This is a genomic window from Sinomonas gamaensis (assembly GCF_005876955.1).
Taxonomy (GTDB): Bacteria; Actinomycetota; Actinomycetes; order Actinomycetales; family Micrococcaceae; genus Sinomonas; species Sinomonas gamaensis.
The window spans coordinates 81,179-102,163 of the sequence record NZ_SSCL01000003.1 but is presented as its reverse complement, the minus strand read 5'-3'; the positions used below and the strand labels follow the sequence as shown (position 1 = coordinate 102,163).

The window sequence follows — 20,985 nt, the reverse complement described above, 5'->3', positions numbered from 1 at the left end:
TCAGTCGTGACCGGCGGTGCTCCGGGCGCCCGGAGCAAGGCCCTCGACCAAGGGAATCGCATCCGTGGCGGGCGCGCTGGCGGAGGGGTTCACTGGGGCGTCGGAAGTGTCGGCGGCCAGTTCGGAAGGCTCGCGGGCGGCCTCTTCGGCCGGGGCCTCGACGGCCTCCTGCTCCTCGATGTCCGCCGCAAGCTGGCGGAGCATGTCCTGGCCGTCTCGGGCGGCCTCGGCGTCGCCGAGCGCGAGTGCCTTCACGAGGTACTGCGCGAGCGCGAACTCGGCGGCGAGCGACGCACGGCGCAGGAGGTGCGGGTCCACCGGTTCCTGCCTAGCCTCGTGGTAGGCGGCGACGACGGCGTCGACGAACTGGGGCTCGTTCGACGCCACGAGCCAGGCAAGGTCGTCGGCAGGATCCCCGACCCTCAGGTCGGTCCACCCAATGACCGCGCTGACCCGCCCGTCGTCGACCAGCAAGTTGTCCTCGTGCAGGTCACCGTGGACCACGGTCGGGTTGAAGCGCCACAGGCTCACGTCCTCGAGCGCGTTCTCCCAGCGGCGGAGCAGCACCGGCGGGATCTGGCCGGTTGTGGCCGCCTGATCGAGCTCGTTGAGCCGGCGCTGACGAAACTGATTTGCGGTGTAGGCGGGGAGATCAGCCCCGTCCACCAGCGAATGCGGCAGGGCATGGATGGCGGCAAGCGCGGCGCCGATGTCCTTCACGAGCCGCGGCCCTCCTTGCGCGAGCTCGGAGAGTTCCCGGACCGTGCCGGCGAGGTGGGTGTAGACGCACGTGGTGAGATCCCCGAGGCTCACGGTCCCGGCCACGGCCGGCATCTGGAACGGCAGTTCCGCGCGGACCGCAGGGCCGAAGGCCCGCAGAACCAGCATTTCCGTCTCCAGCCGGGCGCTCGCCTCAGTGCCTCTCGGGGAGCGGACGCGCCATCGACGGCGGTCGGCCCCTTGGATGAGGGCCGAATCGAAGTCTGTTGCGTCGTCGGGCGATGGTCCGACCGCCACGGGCTCGAGACCGGGGACGGCAGCGGTCGCGAGGGCAGCCAGCTCCATGGGGGTACGTCTCACCCTGTCCACGGTAGCCCGCCAGACCGGGCGTTCCGTGGCGCATTGCGGCGTGTCCCCGCACCGAGCACCGTCCACAGGCCCGCGTCCCGCGTGTGCGGCTGTCGGCAAGGGTCAGTACGGTAGGACTATGACGTCTCGCCCCACCCCGCTGAGCTCTGCTTCATCCGTCGCTCCCGTGGCTGGGGCCCTCTCGCCGACGCTGCTTCCCATTCAGGCCGCCGCACTGGATCGAAGGAGCGAAGAGCGTGCGGATCCCGCGTTCCTCGATGGACTCCTGCGCGCGCCGGGCACGCTGGCGGTGCTGATGGCGCAGCGGCGCAGCGCGATGGAGGGGGAGGGGCTCGTGGTGCTTCCCACGTCGACGCTTCCGTCGGAGTGGCTCGAGCACCTCGTCGTCTATCTCGGCAGGGTTCCGGAAGGGGCACCCGAGGCCTATCCCGTGGGTGCCGAAGTCGTCCTCGTGGTGCTGCCGGAGCCTGTCGAACCGGTTGCCGGCGTCATGTCCGAGCCCGCCGCCGCGGGAGCAGGGCTTCTCCCGTCCGCCGTCCATTGGTCCGGCTTCCGCGAGGTCGGCGCCTCGATGCATCCGTTCGAGGCCGGACTGGTCCTCGAGGCCTACGCGATCGCCAACTGGCACGAATCGCATCCCCGCTGCCCTCGCTGCGGCGCGCTGACGCTCGTGACCATGAGCGGATGGGTCCGCGTCTGTCCGGAGGACGGTTCGGAGCATTTCCCGCGAACGGACCCTGCGATCATCGTCACCGTTGTGGGTCCTGATGACCGAGTCCTGCTGGGACGCGGCGCCCGAATGCGCTCCACCATGTTCTCCACCCTGGCGGGCTTCGTGGAGCCCGGGGAGTCCCTCGAGCAGGCGGTGGTGCGCGAGATCGCCGAGGAGGTCGGCGTTCGCGTGACCGAATGCCAGTACCTCGGTTCCCAGCCGTGGCCCTTCCCGGCATCCCTCATGCTGGGGTTCACGGCCCGCACAGAGGACACCGAGGCGCGCGTGGATGGCGAAGAGGTTATCTTGGCGCGGTGGTTCGACAGGGACGAGCTCCGTGCGGTCGTCGCCTCAGGGGAAATCACGCTCCCGACGCGGGCGTCCATTTCGCGCGCCCTGATCGAGCACTGGAACGGAGGCCCCATCGACGAGCCCTCCGTCGCCCGGGCTTCCTCATGACAGCGGAAACACTGTCGCTGGAGGAACGCCTCCTCAGCGGGCTCGACGAGGAGCAGAGGGAGGTCGCCACCACCCTGCACGGGCCACTGTGCGTCCTTGCAGGGGCCGGAACCGGAAAGACGAGGGCGATCACGCACCGCATCGCCTACGGCGTGCATTCCGGCGTCTACCAGCCTCAACGCCTCCTCGCCGTGACGTTCACCGCACGCGCGGCCGCCGAGATGCGGAGCCGTCTCCGGGATCTTGGCGCCGGCGGGGTGCAGACCCGGACCTTCCATGCCGCGGCGCTGCGCCAGCTCCAGTACTTCTGGCCCCAGGCCGTGGGTGGGCAGCTCCCCGGTCTCCTCGAACACAAGGCCCAAGCGATCGCGGAGGCGGCGCGCCGCCTGCGCGTCACGCTGGATCGCGCAGCGATCCGGGATCTTGCCTCGGAACTCGAATGGGCGAAGGTGTCCATGATCACTCCCTCGACGTACCTCGAGGCGGCGAAGGGCCGGGGCGAGCCGGGCGGGCTCCAGCCAACTGCCGTAGCCCGGCTGTTCCAGGCGTACGAGGACGTCAAGCTGGACAGGAACCTCATCGACTTCGAGGACGTCCTGCTGATCACGGTCGGCATTCTGCAGGAGGACCCGAAGGTCGCCGCAGAGGTCCGCGAACAGTACCGGCACTTCGTCGTCGACGAGTATCAGGACGTGTCTCCGCTGCAGCAGCGGCTCCTCGAGCTCTGGCTCGGCGGCCGCGAGGAGCTATGCGTTGTGGGCGACGCCAGCCAGACCATCTACTCGTTCACCGGCGCGACCTCGGCCCACCTCCTTGAGTTCGGGCAGCGCTTCCCGGACGCGAAGATCGTGAAGCTCGTGCGCGATTATCGTTCGACTCCTCAGGTTGTGGACCTGGCCAACAGGCTGCTTGCTGCGCGGCGCAGCGGGGGCCCCGCCGCAGACCGCCTCTGGGCCGAGCCGCTCCAGCTCACCGCGCAGCAGCCAGCTGGCCCCGAGCCGGAATTCACCGAATGCAGCGACGACGAGGCTGAGGCGGCCGCCGTCGCGCGCCGCATCGGTCAGCTGGTAGCAGCCGGGACAGAACCCAAGGACATCGCGGTGCTGTTCAGGACGAACGGCCAGTCTGAGGCGTTCGAACAGGCTCTCGCTTCGGCCGGCATCGGGTACCAGCTGCGTGGCGGGGAAAGGTTCTTCAATCGGCGTGAGGTGCGGGACGCCGTCGCGCAGCTGCGCACGGCGGCGCGGAGCCAACCTGCGGGAGTTCCCCTGGGACAGGCCGTGCGGGACGTGCTCTCGTCGCTGGGCTACGCCGACGAGGCGCCCTCGGGCAGCGGCGCGACGCGTGAGCGCTGGGAATCACTGTCTGCCCTCGTCGCTCTCGCCGACGAGCTCTCGGCGGCGCGTGGCGAGGACTTCGGCATGCCCGAATTCGTGCTCGAGCTTCACGAGCGCGCCTCGGCCCAGCACGCTCCATCTGTTCAGGGGGTCACCCTCGCCTCGCTCCACGCGGCGAAGGGCCTCGAATGGGATGCGGTGTTCCTCGTGGGGCTCAGCGAGGGGCTCGTGCCGATCTCGTTCGCCGACACCCCCGTGACCGTCGACGAAGAGCGCCGCCTCTTCTACGTGGGCATCACCCGGGCTCGGCAGTTCCTGCATCTCTCATGGTCCCTTTCCCGAACCCCGGGCGGCCGAGCTCACCGGCGCCCGTCGCGCTTCCTCGACGGGCTGCGGCCTGGGAGCGTGCGGACGACGGCGGGAATCGAGGGCGGCTCGGGATCTCGCCGCCGGCGTGAGTACCGAGGCCCAGCCGTCTGCCGGGTCTGTGGCTCGGTCCTCGAGACCGGGGCAGAGCGGAAGGTGGGGCGGTGCGCCGACTGCCCTCCGTCCTACGACGAGGCGACCTTCGAGTCGCTGCGCGGCTGGCGCCTCGAACAGGCTAGGGCCGCCGATGTGCCTGCGTTTGTCATCTTCACGGACGCCACCCTGACAGCCATCGCCGAGGCCAAGCCTGCGAGCCTGGCCGAATTGGCCAACGTCGCGGGCGTGGGCAAGGCCAAGCTCGAGCGCTACGGCGAGGCCGTCCTGGAGCTCCTCCGTGGCGAGTGAAGGGACACCTCCTCCGGTTGAAGTGAGGCGCTCGGCCCGTCGCCGCAAGACGGTGAGCGCGTTCTGGGAGGGCGGGACTGCCGTCGTCGCCATCCCCGCACGCTTCACGAAGGCACAGGAGGAGCATTGGGTCAGCCGTATGGTGGAGCGGCTCCAGCGGGATGATGCGCGGCGACGGGGCCCGCGAAGCGACGCTGACCTTGCCGCACGCGCAGCGGAGCTCTCGCGCGAGTACCTCGGCGGGAAGGCGGAGCCGGCCAGCGTCCGCTGGGTGTCTAATCAGTCCACGAGGTGGGGTTCGTGCACGCCGGGGGAGCGGAGCATCAGGCTCTCGCACCAGCTGCAGGGAATGCCCCAGTGGGTCGTGGACTACGTGCTCGTCCACGAACTGGCCCACCTGCTCGTGAGCGGCCACACGCCGCGGTTCTGGGCACTCGTCGATCGCTACCCCCGCATGGCCGAGGCGAAGGCCTTCCTCGCCGGCGTTTCCTTCGCGGCCTCGCGAGGTCTTACGCCCGAAGGGCCTCCCGCCTAGAATCTGGGGCCATGAGCGAGCTCCCAGCCAGCTACCGCAAGTACCTCGAGGGCCGGACCAGAGATTTCATCGAGACGGTTCGGCCGGTCCTTCAGCAATCCGCGGCGGAGGCCGAGCATGGCGTTCGCGTCGTTCTGAATGAGCCGCACACCCTGCAGGCGCTCATCGACGACAGCATTCCCTTCGGCGAGGTCGTCGAGGACGTCGACTAGCCCGCGCTCGGTTTCCCGCCGTCGTCGTCCGTCTCCTCCTCGCCCTCCTGCGAAGGCTCGCCGCCGGTTTCGGCGGGGCCGCCCTCGGCAGGCGCGTCAAAGCCGCCCGCCAGGAGCTTGGCGAGCGCGGCGTCCACCTCGTTCTCCTGTGCCTCGGCTGCCGAGCGCCGGGCGCTGAAGCCGGTGGGATCGTCGAGGTCCTCGGCGTTCGGCAGCAGATCGGGGTGCCGCCAGATGGCGTCGCGGCCATCGGCGCCGCGCTCCTCGGTGAGGGAAGCCCAGAGCTGTGCCGCGTCGCGCAGGCGGCGCGGCCGGAGCTCAAGGCCGACGAGCGATGCGAAGGCATGCTCGGCGGGCCCGCCCGTCGCACGACGGCGCCGAACCGCCTCGCGAAGGGCCGGCGCGGACGGAAGGACCCCATCTGTGGCCGCAGCGGTCAGCTCGTCGACCCAGCCCTCGACGAGCGCCAGCGCTGTCTCGAGCTTGCTGAGGGCGGCGTCCTGTTGCGGAGTCCGCTCCGGAGTGAAGACGCCTCCCTGGAGGGCCTCCTGGAGTGACTCGGGGTTGCGGGGATCCACGTCGCGCGCGACCTCTTCGATCTTCGAGATATCGATGTGGATCCCGCGGGCGTAATCCTCGATCGTTCCGAGGAGGTGCGCGCGGAGCCAGGGGACGTGCATGAACAGGCGCGCGTGCGCGGCCTCGCGCACCGCAAGGTAGAGGCGCACGTCGCTTTCGGGCAGCCCGAGGCCCTCGCCGAACTTCGCGACGTTGGCGGGCAGGAGCGCCATCTCGAGGTCGACGAGGGGCACCCCGATATCGGAGGCACTCACGACTTCTCCGGACAGCGCACCGATCGCCGCCCCAAGCTGCATGCCGAAGATCGCCCCGCCCATGTTCTGCAGCATGGACGTCGCGCCGCCCAGCATGCCCTTCATCTCCTCCGGCAGCTGCTCGCTGATCGCGGTCGACAGCGCCGTGGAGACGCTGTTGGCAACGGGCTCTGTGAGCCGCCGCCACGTGGCCATCGTCGCTTCAATCCACTCGGCGCGCGACCAGCCGCGGCCGATGAGGCCCGTCGAGGGGAAATCGGTCACGTTGTCCAGCCAGAGCTCGGCAAGGCGCAGGGCTTCGTCGACCTCACGGTTCTGGGTGGCGGACACCGAAGGGTCGGATGTGGAGGCTGCAGTGCGCCGAGCATGGTCGTGTGCGAGCTGCCAGTTCACGGGCCCGTCCCCGGCAGAGGACATCATCATCGACTGAACCTGCTGGAACATCTGCTGGAGCAGCGCGGGATCCTCGGGAAGGCCGGCGGCCTTGGCGATCTCGGCCGGGTCGACACCTTCGAGGCCCTCGCCGCCCATGAGCTTCGCAAAGAGCTCGGCCAAGGGGTCCTGAGGCTCCTCGCCGTTGCCGTGTGGCTTGTCCGGAGTGGTCATGATGCCGCCGATCACTGGGAGGGAACAGTCATCCTCACGGTACCGCGTGCGGCCACGCGTGTCTTCGCACCAAGGCGCCTTTCGCTCAGGGCACAGGCGAGCGCGCCGGGAGCTTCCCCACAGCTACGCACACTACTCTGGTGCCGAGCGATCCATCGAGAACAAGCGGACCCGTGCCGCGGAAAGGTGCCGCGTGAGCAGCAGCGTCCCCCCGACCGTCGGGATTCCTGCGGACGACGGCGGCCCGCGGCTTGCGCGTCCGCGGCATCGACGCGGGCTGGTCGCCGCGGTGTCCGGCGTCGCGACGCTGCTGCTCGCGGGCATCGTGTGGGCGGTGCCGGTTCCCTATGTCGTGGAGATTCCCGGTCCCGTCTACAACACGCTCGGCACGGACAACGGCAAGGACATCATCAGCATCAAGGGCCGCGAGACCTACGCGGCGAAGGGGGCGCTCGACCTCACGACCGTCTACCTCGAGGGCGGACCCAATTCGACCGTGAACCTCCTGGGCCTGATCCGATCGGCCCTCGACCCGTCGCTGTCGATCATGCCCGTCGATGCCCTGTACCCCAAGGGCACGTCGAAGCAGACCGTGAGCCAGGAGAACACGGCGGAGATGCAGAGCTCGCAGGACAACGCCGTCGCCGCTGCGCTGAAGAGCCTCTCGATCCCGTTCGGGCAGCAGGTGAAGATCGCCTCGCTCATCTCCGGCTCGGCCTCGGAGGGCAAGCTCCAGCCGGGGGACACCATCCTGACCGTTGCGGGCCAGAAGGCTGATTCCCTCGCGACCGTCCAGAAGCTCGTGGCGGCTTCCCAGGGCAAGCCTCTCGCGGTGGGCTTCCAGCGCGGCGGCGTGGACCAGACGGTTGAGATCACGCCGAAGGATGCCGGCCAAGGCCGCTATCTCCTCGGCTTCACGGTCACGTATGCGTTCACGTTCCCGTTCACGGTCGACTTCGCCCTCGACGCCGTGGGCGGCCCCAGCGCGGGCATGATGTTCGCGCTCGGCATCATCGACAAGCTGACGCCGGGAGACCTGACGCAGGGACGGCAGATTGCTGGAACGGGGACAATCGAGCCCGACGGGACGGTGGGGGCGATCGGCGGCATTGTGCAGAAGATGGAGGGCGCCAAAGGGCATGGGGCCACACTGTTCCTCGCCCCCGCGGGGAACTGCGGCGAGGTGGTCGGGCACATCCCGGACGGTCTCGCCGTCGTCCGGGTCGACACCCTCGACACGGCGCGCCGCGCCGTCGAGGCCTATGCGCAGGGAACGGACCCCGGGAAGCTGCCGCAATGCACGAAGTGATGCCCTGCGACCGACGCCGAATCGTTACCCCGATCCGCGCGATGACTGGGAACTACGCACCGGTCCGGTCCGTGCTTGACTTAGGCGGGAAGCAGAGCGCGCCCGGTGCCTATTGCTCATCGCACACCACCCGATGAAGCCGCCGACTCGATGAACTCGATGAAGGGGAGAACGTGACAGCCCGTCCTGAAGGCACCAGCCCGCGACCGCTGAGGAAGAGGCGGGGCCCCCTCATCCCCACGATCATCATCGCCGTTGTCCTCGTGGTCGGCTTCGTGTTCTTCACGCAGATCTGGTCCGACGTGCTCTGGTACCAGCAGCTCGGCTTCATCCAGGTCTTCCTGACCCAGAACCTCGCCCGGGGGATCGTGTTCCTGGTCGCCGCGCTCGGTATGGGCATCGGCGTCTATGCGGCGATCAAGCTTGCCTACCGCGCACGGCCCGTCTACGCGCCCGACGGCGGCCCGCAGGATGCGCTCAGCCGCTACCAGGCGCAGCTCGAGCCGGTGCGACGAGTTGTCATGGCGGGCGTGCCCATCGTCTTCGGCCTCTTTGCCGGGGCCGCCGCGGGAAGCCAGTGGCAGAAGGTCGCCCTGTTCTTCAACCAGGTGCCGTTCGGGGAGAACGACCCGCAGTTCGGGCTTGATCTGAGCTTCTACCTGTTCACGCTGCCGTTCCTCGGCATGCTCATCGGATTCCTCCTCAGCGTGGTGGTCATTGCCGGCATCGCCGGACTCCTCACGCATTACCTCTACGGCTCCATCCGGATCAGCGAGCGCGGGCTGTACACGTCGCGGGCAGCTCAGCTCCACCTCGCGGTGAGCGGCGCCCTCCTCCTCATCCTCGTCGCGCTGAACTTCTGGCTCGACCGGTATGGCACGCTCCAGAACAGCGGCACCCGGTGGTCGGGCGCCATGTACACGGACGTCAACGCGGTCATCCCCACGAAGGCGATCCTCGCCATCGCCGCGGCGATCGTTGCCATCCTGTTCATCGTGGCCGCGGTCATCGGGCGCTGGCGCCTGCCGCTGATCGGCACGGCGATGCTGGTGATCACCGGGATCTTCGCCGGCGGCATCTATCCGTGGGTGATCCAACAGTTTCAGGTGACCCCCTCGGAGAAGACCCTCGAGGGCCCCTACATCGACCGCAACATCAACCTGACCCGCCAGGCCTACGGCCTCGACAAGGTGGAGGTCAGCCCCTACAACGCGACGACCAACGCGGCGCCCGGCGCACTGTCCCCGGACGCCCAGACGACGGCCAACATCAGGCTCCTCGACCCGACGCTCGTCTCGTCGACGTTCCAGCAGCTTGAGCAGTACCGCCCGTACTACCAGTTCTCGCCGACCCTCAACGTCGACCGCTATTCGGTGAACGGCGGGACGCAGGACACGGTGATCGCCGTGCGCGAGCTGAATCTGGGTGGCCTGAGCCCGAACCAGCAGTCCTGGTACAACACCCACATCGTCTACACGCACGGCTATGGCGTGGTAGCCGCCTACGGGAACAAGACGACCTCGGACGGCAAGCCGGCTTTCCTCCAGTCCGGGATCCCGTCCACGGGAGTGCTCGGCTCGGAGGACACCTACCAGCCGCGCATCTACTTCGGCCAGTACTCGCCCGATTACTCTGTCGTGGGCGCGGCGAGCGGCTCGCAGCCGCGCGAGCAGGACAAGCCCCAGGGCAACACGGGGGATACGCTCTACACCTACAACGGCAACGGCGGCCCGAACGTCGGCAACTTGTTCAACCGCCTCGTCTACGCCGTCAAGTTCCAAAGCACGGACCTGCTCTTCTCCGACGGCGTCAACGACAAGTCCCAGATCCTCTACGACCGCGATCCCCGGCAGCGCGTCCAGAAGGTGGCGCCCTACCTGACTATGGACGGCACGGTGTACCCCGCCATCGTCGACGGCAGGGTCAAGTGGATCGTCGACGGCTACACGACCAGCCAGTACTTCCCGTACTCGCAGCAGCAGCAGCTCCAGCAGATCACCGCGGACTCGCAGACCGCCTCCGGCCGCAATACGGCCCTTCCGGCCTCGACGGTCAACTACATCCGCAACTCGGTCAAGGCCACCGTGGACGCGTTCGACGGCTCCGTCTCGCTCTACGCGTGGGACGACCAGGACCCCATCCTGAAGACCTGGGAGAAAGTCTTCCCGGCCACCGTCAAGCCGCTGAGCCAGATGAGCGGTTCGCTGATGAGTCATGTGCGCTACCCGGAGGACCTCTTCAAAGTCCAACGGGAGCTGCTGTCCCGGTATCACGTCACCGATCCGGCGAGCTTCTACCAGAACGACGACGTCTGGAGCGTCCCGAACGACCCGACACCGGGGCAGGGCGGAGGCAAGCAGCCGCCGTACTACATGTCGCTGCAGATGCCGGATCAGAAGACTCCGGCCTTCCAGCTCACCTCGAGCTTCATTCCCCAGACCGTCGAGGCCGGGAAGTCCCGTGACGTCATGTACGGCTTCCTGGCGGCGGACTCGGATGCGGGGAACAAGGCCGGCGTCAAGGGCTCGGAATACGGCAAGCTGCGCCTCCTGCGGCTGCCGACCGACACGAACGTCCCCGGTCCCGGACAGGTCCAGTCTCGATTCGACTCCGACCCCAGCGTGTCGACGGCGCTGAACCTCCTGAGACAGGGTGCGTCAAAGGTCCAGAACGGCAACCTCCTGACGCTTCCCGTCGGCGGCGGCCTCCTGTATGTGGAACCCGTCTACGTCCAGTCGACCGGCTCGACGTCGTACCCCACACTCCAACGCGTGCTGGTGGCGTTCGGCGACAAGGTCGGCTTTGCCCCCACGCTCGATGAAGCGCTGAAGAGCTTGTTCGGCGGGAATGCGGGCGCATCTGCCGGCGACGCTGGCAACACGGGGAGCCAGCCGAGCCAGCCGAGCCAGCCCAGCGGGTCGACGGCGGCCACGGACGCGAATGCTCAGCTCAATCAGGCGCTCCAGGACGCGAAGAAGGCCCTCACGGATAGCCAGAGTGCGTTGCAGGCGGGCAATTTCTCGGACTACGGCGCGGCACAGCAGCGACTCTCCGACGCAGTCCAGCGTGCGCTCAGCGCGGAGGCGAAGCTTCAGGCCGCCGAGGGCAGCGGCTCCTCGACGGGTTCGGCGAGCCCCTCGCCGAGCGCAGCAGCCTCGCCGTCTCCCAAGGCGAGCCGCTGACACCCTGCGCCGGCACCTGCCGCGGAATCGTCCCGATTTGGCCGAGGGTTCACCGGTTGGTAACGTAGTCCGTGCGCCGCGGGGTGGAGCAGTTCGGTAGCTCGCTGGGCTCATAACCCAGAGGTCGCAGGTTCAAATCCTGTCCCCGCAACCACGTGATGTCGGTGAACATCGAAGAAGGCCCCCGGTCCTCGGACCGGGGGCCTTCTTGTTCTGATCTCAGAGGGTCTGGTTCAGAGCTTGTCGAAGTCGGCTTCGTCGACGACTGGCACGTCGGCGGCCTCCGTCGTGCCACCCTTGCCTGCCGAGAGCGCAGCGGGAGGGGTGCCCTGCTTGAGCGCGGCGAGGCGTGCCTCGACTTCTGTCTGCTCCCCGAGGTCCTCGAGCTGGTTGAACTGCGCGTCCAGGCTGCTCGCGGCGAGCTCCTGCTGGCCCCGGACACGGGCTTCTTCGCGACGGACCTTTTCCTCGAAGCGGCCCACCTCGCTCGTGGGGTCCATGATGTCGATGCTCTTCAGTGCATCGTTGACCTGGGTCTGGGCGGCGGCGGTGCGGCTCCTCGCCACGAGCTCGTTCCGCTTGGTGGTGAGCTGGTTGAGCTTGCCCTTCATCTGCTCGAGCCCGGACTTGAGCCGCTCTACGACCTCACTCTGGGCGGCGATCGTCGGTTCGGCCGCCCGGGCCTCGTTCTCGGAGGACATCTGGCGCTGAATCGCGACCTTCGCGAGATTGTCGAACTTCTGGGCATCGGCGACGTTTCCGGCGGCACGGAACTCATCGGCCTTGCGGGACGCAGCCAGCGCCTTGTTGCCCCAGTCCTGGGCCGCCCGCACGTCTTCCGCGTGGTCGTCTTGGAGCATGCGGAGGTTGCCGATCGTCTGGGCGATCGCAGACTCGGCCTCGGAGATGTTGTTGCTGTAGTCGCGGACCATCTGGTCCAGCATCTTCTGCGGGTCCTCGGCCTGATCGAGGATCGCGTTGATGTTCGCCTTCGCCAGCTGGGCGATACGCCCGAAGATCGACTGCTTGGTCATGGGGTGTGCCTCCTTCTCTCGCCCGGCCTAGGCGCCGTGGCTCTGGTCCTTCGTTCGTTCTGGTCCTGATGGGTCAGAAGCTTCCGCCGTCACCCCCGAAGCCCCCGCCGTCACCGCCGCCGAAGCCGCCGCCGTCGCCTCCCCAGCCTCCGCCGTCGCCGCCCCAGCCGCCGCCGAAGCCGCCACCGCCCCATGTATCACCCTGGTGGTGGCCGCCATGGAGGATGCTGTCGATGAGGATCCCACCGAGAATGGCACCCCCGATCCCGCCGCCGTAGTTCCGGCCGCCGCCCATGCCGTAGCCGCCGAAGCCAGAGAACTGGTCGACATCCTGTTGGGCGATCTGAGCTGCCTGCTGGGCGAGCGAGGTCGCCTGTTGCGCGTAGGCGAGGGCCGAGGACGGATCACTCGCGGCGATGCTGAGGGCGTAGTCGAGATTCCGCTGCGCCTCGGCGAGACGAGTCCGGGCTTCCGTTCCGACGCCGCCGCGGCGCGCCTCGATGTAGTCGCTGGTGGCGCCGATCGTGTCCTGCGCCGTTCGGATGGCTTGTTGGAGAGAGGCCGCCGCCCGTTGGGCCTGCTGCTCCTTGTCGCGGACTCCGGTCAGCACCTCATCGAGCTGCTGATGCGCCTTCTCGACGCGGCCCAGGAGGGAGACGGGATCGATCCGGGGGCCTGCAAGCTCCTGCTTGGCCTGGGCGAGAACGGATTCGACGGCGGCGATCGGGCCGGCAAGTTCGGAATGCTGCCCGCCCTGCGTCAGGGCTTTCGCCTGGGCGAGGTCTGACTCGGTGTCGGCCAAGGCCCCGTCGAGGCTGGTGCGGGCGGTACCCAGCGCGGTGGAGGCCTTGTCAATGGCGTCGAGCAGCACGGTGCTCTGGTGGAGCGCCTCCTCGGCGGCGCGGACCGAGACGGCGGCGAGTCCGGTGTCGTTGGCGGAGAGCTGGTCGCGGGCCTGCTTCGAGGCAGACTCGACGAAGGCCAGCCGGTCCTTGGCCTGGGCGATGTTGTCCGAGACCTGGGCGACGGCGGATTCGGCGTAGGCGGCGCGGAGTGTGGTGAGCGTCTGCTCGGCGGTGGCGAGGCGAGCCGTAGCCTGTGCCACCCCCGAAGCGACGTTGTCGAGAGCGGCTGGGGCGTTGCGCTCGAGCTCGCGGAGCGCGTCGAAGTCCGCCTTCTGGTCCGCGAGGGACTGGATTGCCGCCTCCGAGCGGTGGATGATCTCGGTGAGCCAGGCGCGCTGCTGCTGTTCGGTGTCCGGGATGTGGTCGTCGAGCTGCTGCTGCAGCTTGAAGGACTCGCTCAGATGCGCCTTCGCGTCCTGCAACGCCTTGGTGAAGTTGCCGACCGCATCGGTGCCGTAGGACGCCTCGGCGAAACCGAGTTCCTGTTCGCTCGACTTGATGGAATCGTCGGCGCGCACGAGGAGGGCTCCGGCCTGTCTGCGCAGTTCGTCGACGGTCAGCCCGGCGAGCGGATCCCCATTCTCGGTCCCGGCCGGCTCGAGCATCCGATTCTTCCGGCGACGCGAGATCGCGTAGGCGCCAGCCGCCCCGGCGGCAACGACCACCCCCGCCCCCACGAGCAGAGGAGTGGCGTCCAGCCCGGACGACACGCTGCCGCTGCCTCCGCCGGCTGCGTCACCAACCGCCTTGGCAGTGTCCACCGCGGCCTGAGCGTAGTCCTTCTTGCCGTTGGCGAGGTTGGGGGTGATGGCGTTCTGCGAAATGGTGGTGATCTTCGGGTAGACGTTCTTGTTCGTCGAGCTGGCGATCAGCTGGTACTGACCCGATGTGGCGATGGCCAACAGGACGTCCGAGCCGCCCATTCCCTTGTTCTTCGCGACGGCCTGAGCCCAAGCGGTGCGGTCGGTCGGGTTCGTGAACGAATCGACGACGACGACGTAGAGGTTCGTCCGGTGCTGCGACAGCAGGTCCGAGATGGCCTTCTGAACATCGCCCTTGCGCCCGCCGAGCGCGTTGCCGGGATCGACGATGTTCGTGCCCGACGGGATGGTGACCGGGTCCGTGGCCCACGCGGGGGAAGCGGCTGGAAGCAGCGCGAGAATCAGCGCGCCGACGGCCGTCAACAGTGTCTTCAGCGTGGTTTGCATGCACAGCCCTTCACTCGGCTCCGGGGCGATTCCCCGGAACGCCTCAGCGCCCCCAGCACAGGCGTCACGCCGCGGCGGCGCTGGGCGTGTCGCTTCCGATTCTAGGGGTGCCCAATGCCACTGACTACGGCGCTGCTGTGCGCCGCCAGCGAACAGCAACAATGGACGACGGCGCCTGATCGTTGGGCATTCAGACGGGACACCGCTTTCGGCTCGCTTCCAGATACCTCTCAGAAAAGACCTGAGCCGTGCACAGCATTGCGGTCCATAGTTGATGGCAGATCACGAAAGGATGAGGAGCATGAGCGAAACCCCAGAGAGGCCGGAACCGGACCGCAGTCAGACGTCGGCAGGGCCCACGCCGGAGCGGCCGACCGTCGGCCCTGGCGGCACCGCGCCCGCGGCACCCGACCATCGGCCGTCAGCAGACGCCGCGCCCACGGCGCCCATCCACGGCCCGGGCCCAGTTCCCCCGGGCCAGAATCAGCCCCAGGGCCAGAACCAGCCCCAAGGCCAGAACCAGCCCCAAGGCCAGAACCAGCCCCAAGGCCAGAATCCGGGTCAGCAGCAGTCGAACGCTCCTCGGTACGGCCAGTACGGACAGCCGGCCCAGCCCGGCCGCCCGGCACAGTATGGCCAGCCGGGCCCTTACGGCCAGCCCCAGGGGCAGCCTTACGGGCAGCAGGCGCCGTATGGCCAGACCTACGGTCATTCCCAGGCCTACGGCCCACATCCCTATGGACAGCCGGGCCAGGGCGGTTCGTCCTTCGCGCCGCCGACTTCCGTTCGCCGTGGCGAGCCGCGGCGGTGGGGCACGGGGGTCCTGGTGGGCGGGATGCTCGTCGCCGGGCTCATCGGCGGGGGTGTGGCCGCGGGCGGCTACTCCCTGATGGGTCCTCGCGCCACGACCGTGGGCACCACCCAGAACAGCCCGGTCATCGTCAACAATCAGGACAGCGTCAATGCCGTGACGGCTGCGGCCGCCAAGGCTGCCCCGAGCGTGGTGACGATCGGCGTGAGCGCCGGGAACTCCTCCGGAACGGGATCCGGGATTGTGCTGGACGGGAACGGCCACATCCTGACGAACACCCACGTGGTGACGCTCGACGGCTCCGTCGCGAATCCGACGATCCAGGTCAGGACCAACGACGGCAACGTGTACAACGCAACCGTCGTCGGAACCGACCCGCTCTCCGACCTCGCCGTCGTGCAGGTGAAGGGCGCGAACCTGACGCCGATCACCTTCGGCGACTCGGGCAAGATCAACGTCGGGGACACTGTGGTGGCGATCGGAGCGCCCCTGGGCTTGGACAACACCGTGACGGACGGCATCGTCTCGACGCTCAACCGGACGATCTCCGTGGCCTCGTCCGCCGCCCCGCAGGGCGGGGATCAGCAGCAGGGCGATGGCGGGCAGGGTTTCCAGTTCGCGCCTCCCAACGGCCAGTCGCAGCGCCCTCAAGCCCAGAGCACCATCAGCCTGAACGTCATCCAGACGGACGCCGCGATCAACCCCGGGAACTCCGGCGGTGCGCTCGTGGATACCAAGGGTGAGCTCGTGGGCGTGAACGTGGCTATTGCCTCGACCGGCAGCTCGAGCAGCAGCACGAGCCAAAGCGGGAACATCGGCGTGGGCTTCAGCATCCCGGCGAACTACGCGAAGCGCATCGGCCAGGAGATCATCGCGAACGGAAAGGCCAAGCACGGGCAGCTGGGAGTCTCCGTGCAGCCGGCCGCCCCGAACGGGGACACGAACTCGGCGTTCTCGGTGGGCGCGCAGGTTGCACAGGTGACCGGTGGCTCCCCGGCCGACAAGGCCGGCATCAAGGCCAATGACGTGATCACCCACTTCGGCGACCGTGCGATCACCGATGCGAGCGAGCTCACGGCGGCAGTGCGGGAGCAGGCGCCTGGGTCGACGGTCAAGGTGACGCTGACGCGGAACGGCCAGAGCATGAGCGTGGACGTGACGGTCGGCTCAGCGTCGTCGTAGTCGGCTCAGCGTCGTCGTAGTCGGCTCAGCGTCGTCGTAATCGGCTCAGCATCAGCGCCCGTGGCCCCGCAGCTGGGGTCACGGGCGCTGCTGTCCCTTGACGTTTACGTTTATGACTTTTCGTGGCGATCCATGACGCGGAGGCCACTGTCCGGGCGAGTCCGCCGCGGCCCCTCCGCGAAGGCACCGCGTATGGTTAGCTTGGATTCCCGGCGCATCGCGCCCCACGCGCTACGCCGTCACGCGACGGATGCAAGACTACGGAAGGTCCTCAACCGTGGGAGACACCCTCAAGATCGTCGTGCTCGTCAAGCACGTGCCCGACGCGCAGTTCGATCGCCACATCGGGCCGGACAAGACGCTCGAACGCTCCGAGAGCATCCTCTCCGAGCTCGACGAGTACGCCTTGGAAGCGGCCCTTCAAGTCAGTGAGGCACGGGGCGGCGACAAGGCCGGCAATCAGGTCATCGCGCTCACGATGGGCGGTCCAGACGCCGCCAACGCCCTCAAGAAGGCGCTCCAGATCGGCGCCTCTTCCGGTGTGCACGTCGCCGACGACGCCCTGGCCGCTTCCGATGCCTGGGCGACGTCGCTCGTGCTCGCGGCCGCCATCCGGAACATCGGGGACGTGGACCTCGTCCTGACGGGGATGGCCTCGACCGACGGCGAGACGTCCCTCGTTCCCGCCCAGCTCGCCGAGCGGCTCGGACTCCCGCAGCTGACCTTCGCCTCGAGCCTCGAGGTCACAGGACGCTCGGTCGCGGTGCGCCGCGACAGCGAGACCACCTCGGACGTTGTCGAAGCCGAGCTGCCGGCCGTTGTCTCGGTCACGGATCAGATCAACGAGCCGCGCTACCCGAACTTCAAGGGCATCCTCGCGGCCAAGAAGAAGAAGATCGCCACGTTCGGCCTCGCTGACCTCGGGATCGATCCGGCGCAGGTCGGAGCGGCCGGTTCCCTCACGCGGGTTGAACAGGCTGATCCGCGCCCGCCGCGCTCGGCGGGCACCATCATCACCGACGAGGGCGATGCCGGCATCAAGCTCGTCGACTTCCTGGCCGCCCAGAAGCTTATCTAAGCGGGAGAGTTGACCATGACTGCATCCTCTGTCCTCGTCTGCCTCGAGACCGTTCCCGAGGGCGGCCTCCGCAAGGCCCAGATCGAGCTCGTTGCCGCAGGCCGAGTCCTCGGACCGGTGTCGGTGGCCCTCGCGGGCCAAGCTCCCGACACGCTCGTACGCGAGCTGGGCGAGCTCGGCGTCTCCACCGTGTACACGCCCGGCGACGCCGACCTCTCAAGCCACCTCGTCGCGCCCAAGGCCGCGTGGATCGCCGCCGTCGTCGCGGCGGACCAGCCCTCCGCCGTCGTACTGGACAACTCGTTCGAAGGCAAGGAGATCGCCGCCCGGCTGGGCGTCAAGCTCGACGCCGGCGTTGTGACGGATGTCGTTGCGCTCGAGCCGGACGGCACGGCGCACAAGTCGGTGCTCGCTGGGTCCTACGAGGTTCGTGCGCGGGCCACGAGTGCAACGGCGGTCTTCACCGTCAAGGCCGGAGCCGGCGAAGGTGCGCCCGCGCCTGCAGCGACGACCGCCGCTGTGAAGACCATCGAGGTCCCTGCGGACGCCTTTGAACGCGCTGCGCGGGTGACGTCCCGGACGGAGCGGCCCAAGTCGGGCCGGCCAGATCTCGCGGAGGCGAGCATCGTGGTTGCGGGGGGCCGCGGCACGGATGGGGACTTCGGGCCGATCGAGCAGCTCGCAGATGTGCTCGGTGCCGCCGTGGGCGCTTCGCGTGCGGCGACGGACGCGGGGTGGATCGGGCATGACTTCCAGGTCGGGCAGACGGGCAAGACCGTTTCGCCGCAGCTCTACATCTCGGCGGGCATTTCGGGGGCGATCCAGCAGAAGGCTGGGATGCAGACCTCGAAGGTCATTGTCGCGGTGAACTCCGACCCGGAGTCGCCGGTCTTCGAAATCGCGGACTTCGGTGTCGTCGGCGATCTCTTCAAGGTGCTCCCGCAGGCCGCCGAGGAGATCAAGCGGCGCCGCGAATCGTGACTGAAGGGTTGAGCGGTTCGCCCGACGGGGTGCGTCGCGTCCTCGCGTTCGCGGCGCATCCCGATGATCTCGACTTCGGCGCCGCCGGCACGATTGCCGCATGGACCTCCGCAGGCGCCGAGGTGCAGTACGCCATCATGACCGACGGCGATGCGGGCGGTTTCGATCCCGCGCATCGTGACGAGATTGTCGCGATGCGCCACGAGGAGCAGCGGGCCGCGGCGGCGCGAGTGGGAGTCAAGGAACTGCATTTCCTCGGCTACCGGGACGGCTATCTCGAGCCCTCGCACGAGGTCCAGCGGGATGTGGTCCGGCTCGTGCGGCAGGTGCGTCCCGACGTCGTCCTCGCCATGCATCCCGAACGCAATTGGTCGAGCCTGCAGATGTCGCACCCCGACCACCTTGCGTGCGGGGAGGCCGTGACTCGCGCGGTCTATCCGGCAGCGGAGAACCCCTTCGCGTACCCGGAACTGGAGGCGTCCGGCCTCGCCGCCTACCGAGTGCCGTGGCTGTGGCTCTACGGCTGCCCCGAGGAGCGCGTCAACCACGTGGTGGACATCACGGGACACGTAGACACGAAGCTCGAAGCAATCCGCGTCCACCTCAGCCAGCACCCGGACATCGAGGCCACCGAACGCTACGTCCGGGCGAGGCTCGAAGCCACGGCCGCGCGCGCAGGCCTCCCCGAGGGAGCTTCGGGGGAGGCCTTCCACGTGGTGGCCGTCAACGCGAAGGAAACCATCGCGGGGTTCTGAGAACTAGCGACCGCAGCTCACAGCTGGGCGCCCGCGTACCCGTTCTGCCGCCACGCCTCATAGAGGGCGATCGAGGCCGAGTTCGCCAGGTTGAGCGACCGCCGCGACGGAACCATGGGCAGCCTCACCCGGGCGGTCACACGCGGGTCGGCGAGCACGTCCTCGGGAAGGCCCACGGATTCCGGGCCGAAGAACAGCACGTCCCCGGCTTCGTAGGCGACCTCGGCGAACGGTGTGTCCCCATGCGAGGTGAACGCGAAGACCCGCGCGGGGAGGAGGGCAGAGAACGCATCCTCAAGCGTCTTGTGGACGGTGACGACGGCGAGGTCATGGTAGTCGAGCCCCGCCCGCCGCAGTTTCGCGTCCTCGAAGTCGAAGCCGAGAGGCTCCACGAGGTGCAGCTCGGAACCGGTGACGGCGGCGAGGCGGATGGCGTTTCCCGTGTTGCCAGGGATCTCGGGCGTGTAGAAGAGGATGCGGAACACGCCCTCCATCCTAGGCGTGCAGTCCGGTGAGGAGCCTCGCGAAGGCGGGGAGGAAGACGACGTTGGGCTGGGGCCCCGAGGCGAGGAAGAACTTGAGTTCGCGGGTGAACTTGGACGCGTTGAGAGGTTCGATACCGCCGGTCACGCCGCGATGGACGTCGATGACCGGCTGATGCAGGCCCGGGTCTGGCGTCTGCACGAGGACGAAGCCCTGGACGTTGAGCTCGGGGAACAGCTCCTGGAACATGCGCACCTGTCCGCCGAGGAGCGGCGGGGTCGCTCCTCGGCCCCCGTGCAGGAGCTGCTCGCCGTTCCACGCGTAATTGCCCACGGGGACGAGCATCGAGTCCACGAGGGCGAGCCGATAGCCCGCGAGCACGGCATGGGCGATGTAGGTCGAACCGTCGGGAGACCGCAGGCCGTTCAGGAGCCTTGCCGACGGGATGTCGGCGAGCACGTACTTGCGGATCAGTGCGGCCGTGCGCTGCTCGCGCTCGATGCGTGCGGCGGCGCCGAAGATTCCCCGACGGCGCGGTTCGCCGTGCTCACGGCGCGCCGCGAGCTCCCTTGGGATGAGCGGGACGGCGCCTTCGGCGAACGGCGGCTCGTAGACGGCCGGCTCGCCGGCTTGGTTGCGTTGGGGGCGGGGAGACCTGCGCTGCGCGGAGAAAGTCTCGCCGGGGAACCGCTCGCCTGCGCGCGCGGACGACGGCGGGCGCGTGCCGCCGTCGTCCGTTCCACCGGTGCCCGGGCTCCAGGGGGCGCCGGTGGGCTCCCTCTGAGGGGACGTTGCGAAATAGCTGCTGTCGTAGGCCTTCCTGCGCTGGGGATCCGAGAGGACTTCGTAGGCGACCGTCACCCGGTGGAACTCCTTGGGGTCCCCGCCGTGATCAGGGTGGTGTTCCCGCGCCGCCCGGCGGTACGCCGCCTTGATCTCCTTGAGGGAGGCCGTGATGGAGACGCCGAGCACCTCGTAGTGGGAGGGGAGGCGCGGCGTCATGGGTTACATCTTAGGAGGAGCCGCGCCGCCCCTCGGCGCCCACTGGGGACGCTCGATCACGCGCGCCGTGTGGCGAGCCGGTTGAGGGCGAGCGCGCCGATCAGGAGGCCGAAGTCGCGCAGTGCGACGTCGTAGAAGCTGCCGAGGACGATGAGATTGACGATGATGCCGAGGAGCCAGAGCGCGACGACGAGGGCACCCCACCGTGGCTGCCACGCGACGATGAGTCCCGCGACGATCTCGATCACGCCGACGCCGTACATGAAGGCCTGCGGGCTGACGGGTACGACCTGCGTCGCCACCGGGGCCAGATAGTGCGGCCAGAACGTGAGGAGGTTGAAGAACTTGTCGAGGCCGAACAGGATCGGGGCGACCGTGTAGATGGTGCGCAGCATCGTGAAGGCCTGGTCCGCTCCGCTCATCGCGGAGGCTGCGGAGCGCCTGGTGGGGAGGTGCAGGCGTCCATGGGTCGAAGCAGATGACATGACGAGCTCCTTTCCA

At 68.5% G+C, this 20,985-nt stretch carries 17 protein-coding genes and 1 tRNA gene; 11 read left to right on the top strand and 7 right to left on the bottom strand.

Annotated elements, in window-relative coordinates; translation table 11 throughout:
• Positions 1-1,065 carry a phosphotransferase gene (locus E5679_RS05230; RefSeq protein WP_420821048.1) on the bottom strand — a complete coding sequence of 355 codons (1,065 nt, stop codon included), beginning with the start codon at positions 1,063-1,065 and terminating at the stop codon, positions 1-3.
• Positions 1,066-1,207: 142 nt separating this feature from the next.
• On the opposite strand from E5679_RS05230, the gene nudC reads away from it, so the two are divergent.
• The 4 genes from nudC to E5679_RS05210 are packed head-to-tail and all read left to right on the top strand — an operon-like array spanning position 1,208 to position 5,115.
• On the top strand, positions 1,208-2,260 hold the full coding sequence (gene nudC / locus E5679_RS05225; RefSeq protein WP_138414029.1) for an NAD(+) diphosphatase: 1,053 nt from the start codon (positions 1,208-1,210) through the stop codon (positions 2,258-2,260).
• On the top strand, positions 2,257-4,368 hold the full coding sequence (locus E5679_RS05220; protein ID WP_138414028.1) for an ATP-dependent DNA helicase UvrD2: 2,112 nt from the start codon (positions 2,257-2,259) through the stop codon (positions 4,366-4,368). Before nudC ends, E5679_RS05220 begins: the two co-directional genes overlap by 4 nt.
• Positions 4,369-4,390: 22 nt before the next feature.
• Positions 4,391-4,903, top strand: a complete 513-nt coding sequence (locus E5679_RS05215) for a M48 metallopeptidase family protein (RefSeq protein WP_420821047.1) — start codon at positions 4,391-4,393, stop codon at positions 4,901-4,903.
• 11 nt (positions 4,904-4,914) lie between these two features.
• Positions 4,915-5,115, top strand: a complete 201-nt coding sequence (locus E5679_RS05210; protein WP_138414026.1) for a choline/carnitine O-acyltransferase — start codon at positions 4,915-4,917, stop codon at positions 5,113-5,115.
• Here the strand turns inward: E5679_RS05210 and E5679_RS05205 are convergent.
• Positions 5,112-6,554, bottom strand: a complete 1,443-nt coding sequence (locus E5679_RS05205) for a zinc-dependent metalloprotease (RefSeq protein WP_138414025.1) — start codon at positions 6,552-6,554, stop codon at positions 5,112-5,114. The genes E5679_RS05210 and E5679_RS05205 overlap by 4 nt on opposite strands.
• Positions 6,555-6,747: 193 nt before the next feature.
• Here E5679_RS05205 and E5679_RS05200 point away from each other — a divergent pair, with 193 nt between their 5' ends.
• The 3 genes from E5679_RS05200 to E5679_RS05190 all read left to right on the top strand — a co-directional run bounded on the left by E5679_RS05200 (position 6,748) and on the right by E5679_RS05190 (position 11,199).
• The gene (locus E5679_RS05200; RefSeq protein ID WP_249335970.1) at positions 6,748-7,863 is read left to right on the top strand and encodes a YlbL family protein; all 1,116 of its coding nucleotides are present in this window, start codon (positions 6,748-6,750) and stop codon (positions 7,861-7,863) included.
• Between the two features lie 173 nt (positions 7,864-8,036).
• Positions 8,037-11,045: a UPF0182 family membrane protein gene (locus E5679_RS05195; protein ID WP_138414024.1), complete on the top strand. Its 3,009-nt coding sequence runs from the start codon at positions 8,037-8,039 to the stop codon at positions 11,043-11,045.
• A gap of 77 nt (positions 11,046-11,122) precedes the next feature.
• Positions 11,123-11,199, top strand: a tRNA-Met gene (locus E5679_RS05190).
• Positions 11,200-11,278: 79 nt separating this feature from the next.
• On the opposite strand, the gene E5679_RS05185 is transcribed toward E5679_RS05190, so the two are convergent.
• Positions 11,279-12,079 carry a PspA/IM30 family protein gene (locus E5679_RS05185; RefSeq protein ID WP_138414023.1) on the bottom strand — a complete coding sequence of 267 codons (801 nt, stop codon included), beginning with the start codon at positions 12,077-12,079 and terminating at the stop codon, positions 11,279-11,281.
• Between the two features lie 73 nt (positions 12,080-12,152).
• Positions 12,153-14,192 carry a TPM domain-containing protein gene (locus E5679_RS05180; protein ID WP_138414022.1) on the bottom strand — a complete coding sequence of 680 codons (2,040 nt, stop codon included), beginning with the start codon at positions 14,190-14,192 and terminating at the stop codon, positions 12,153-12,155.
• A 301-nt stretch (positions 14,193-14,493) separates the two neighbouring features.
• Between E5679_RS05180 and E5679_RS05175 the strand changes: the two genes are divergently transcribed.
• From E5679_RS05175 to E5679_RS05160, 4 genes are all read left to right on the top strand, one after another.
• Positions 14,494-16,185: a S1C family serine protease gene (locus E5679_RS05175; RefSeq protein WP_138414021.1), complete on the top strand. Its 1,692-nt coding sequence runs from the start codon at positions 14,494-14,496 to the stop codon at positions 16,183-16,185.
• A 250-nt stretch (positions 16,186-16,435) separates the two neighbouring features.
• On the top strand, positions 16,436-17,263 hold the full coding sequence (locus E5679_RS05170) for an electron transfer flavoprotein subunit beta/FixA family protein (protein ID WP_138414020.1): 828 nt from the start codon (positions 16,436-16,438) through the stop codon (positions 17,261-17,263).
• Positions 17,264-17,278: 15 nt separating this feature from the next.
• Positions 17,279-18,244, top strand: coding sequence for an electron transfer flavoprotein subunit alpha/FixB family protein (locus E5679_RS05165; RefSeq protein WP_138414019.1), 966 nt, complete (start codon positions 17,279-17,281; stop codon positions 18,242-18,244).
• Entirely contained in the window at positions 18,241-18,999 is a 759-nt protein-coding gene (locus E5679_RS05160; protein WP_249335968.1) for a PIG-L deacetylase family protein, read from the top strand. Before E5679_RS05165 ends, E5679_RS05160 begins: the two co-directional genes overlap by 4 nt.
• A 17-nt stretch (positions 19,000-19,016) precedes the next feature.
• On the opposite strand, the gene E5679_RS05155 is transcribed toward E5679_RS05160, so the two are convergent.
• The 3 genes from E5679_RS05155 to E5679_RS05145 are packed head-to-tail and all read right to left on the bottom strand — an operon-like array spanning position 19,017 to position 20,969.
• Positions 19,017-19,484, bottom strand: coding sequence for a tRNA (cytidine(34)-2'-O)-methyltransferase (locus E5679_RS05155; RefSeq protein ID WP_138414017.1), 468 nt, complete (start codon positions 19,482-19,484; stop codon positions 19,017-19,019).
• A 10-nt stretch (positions 19,485-19,494) separates the two neighbouring features.
• Positions 19,495-20,484 carry a J domain-containing protein gene (locus E5679_RS05150; RefSeq protein WP_138414016.1) on the bottom strand — a complete coding sequence of 330 codons (990 nt, stop codon included), beginning with the start codon at positions 20,482-20,484 and terminating at the stop codon, positions 19,495-19,497.
• Between the two features lie 56 nt (positions 20,485-20,540).
• The gene (locus E5679_RS05145) at positions 20,541-20,969 is read right to left on the bottom strand and encodes a hypothetical protein (protein ID WP_420821046.1); all 429 of its coding nucleotides are present in this window, start codon (positions 20,967-20,969) and stop codon (positions 20,541-20,543) included.
• Between the last annotated feature and the right edge of the window lie 16 nt (positions 20,970-20,985).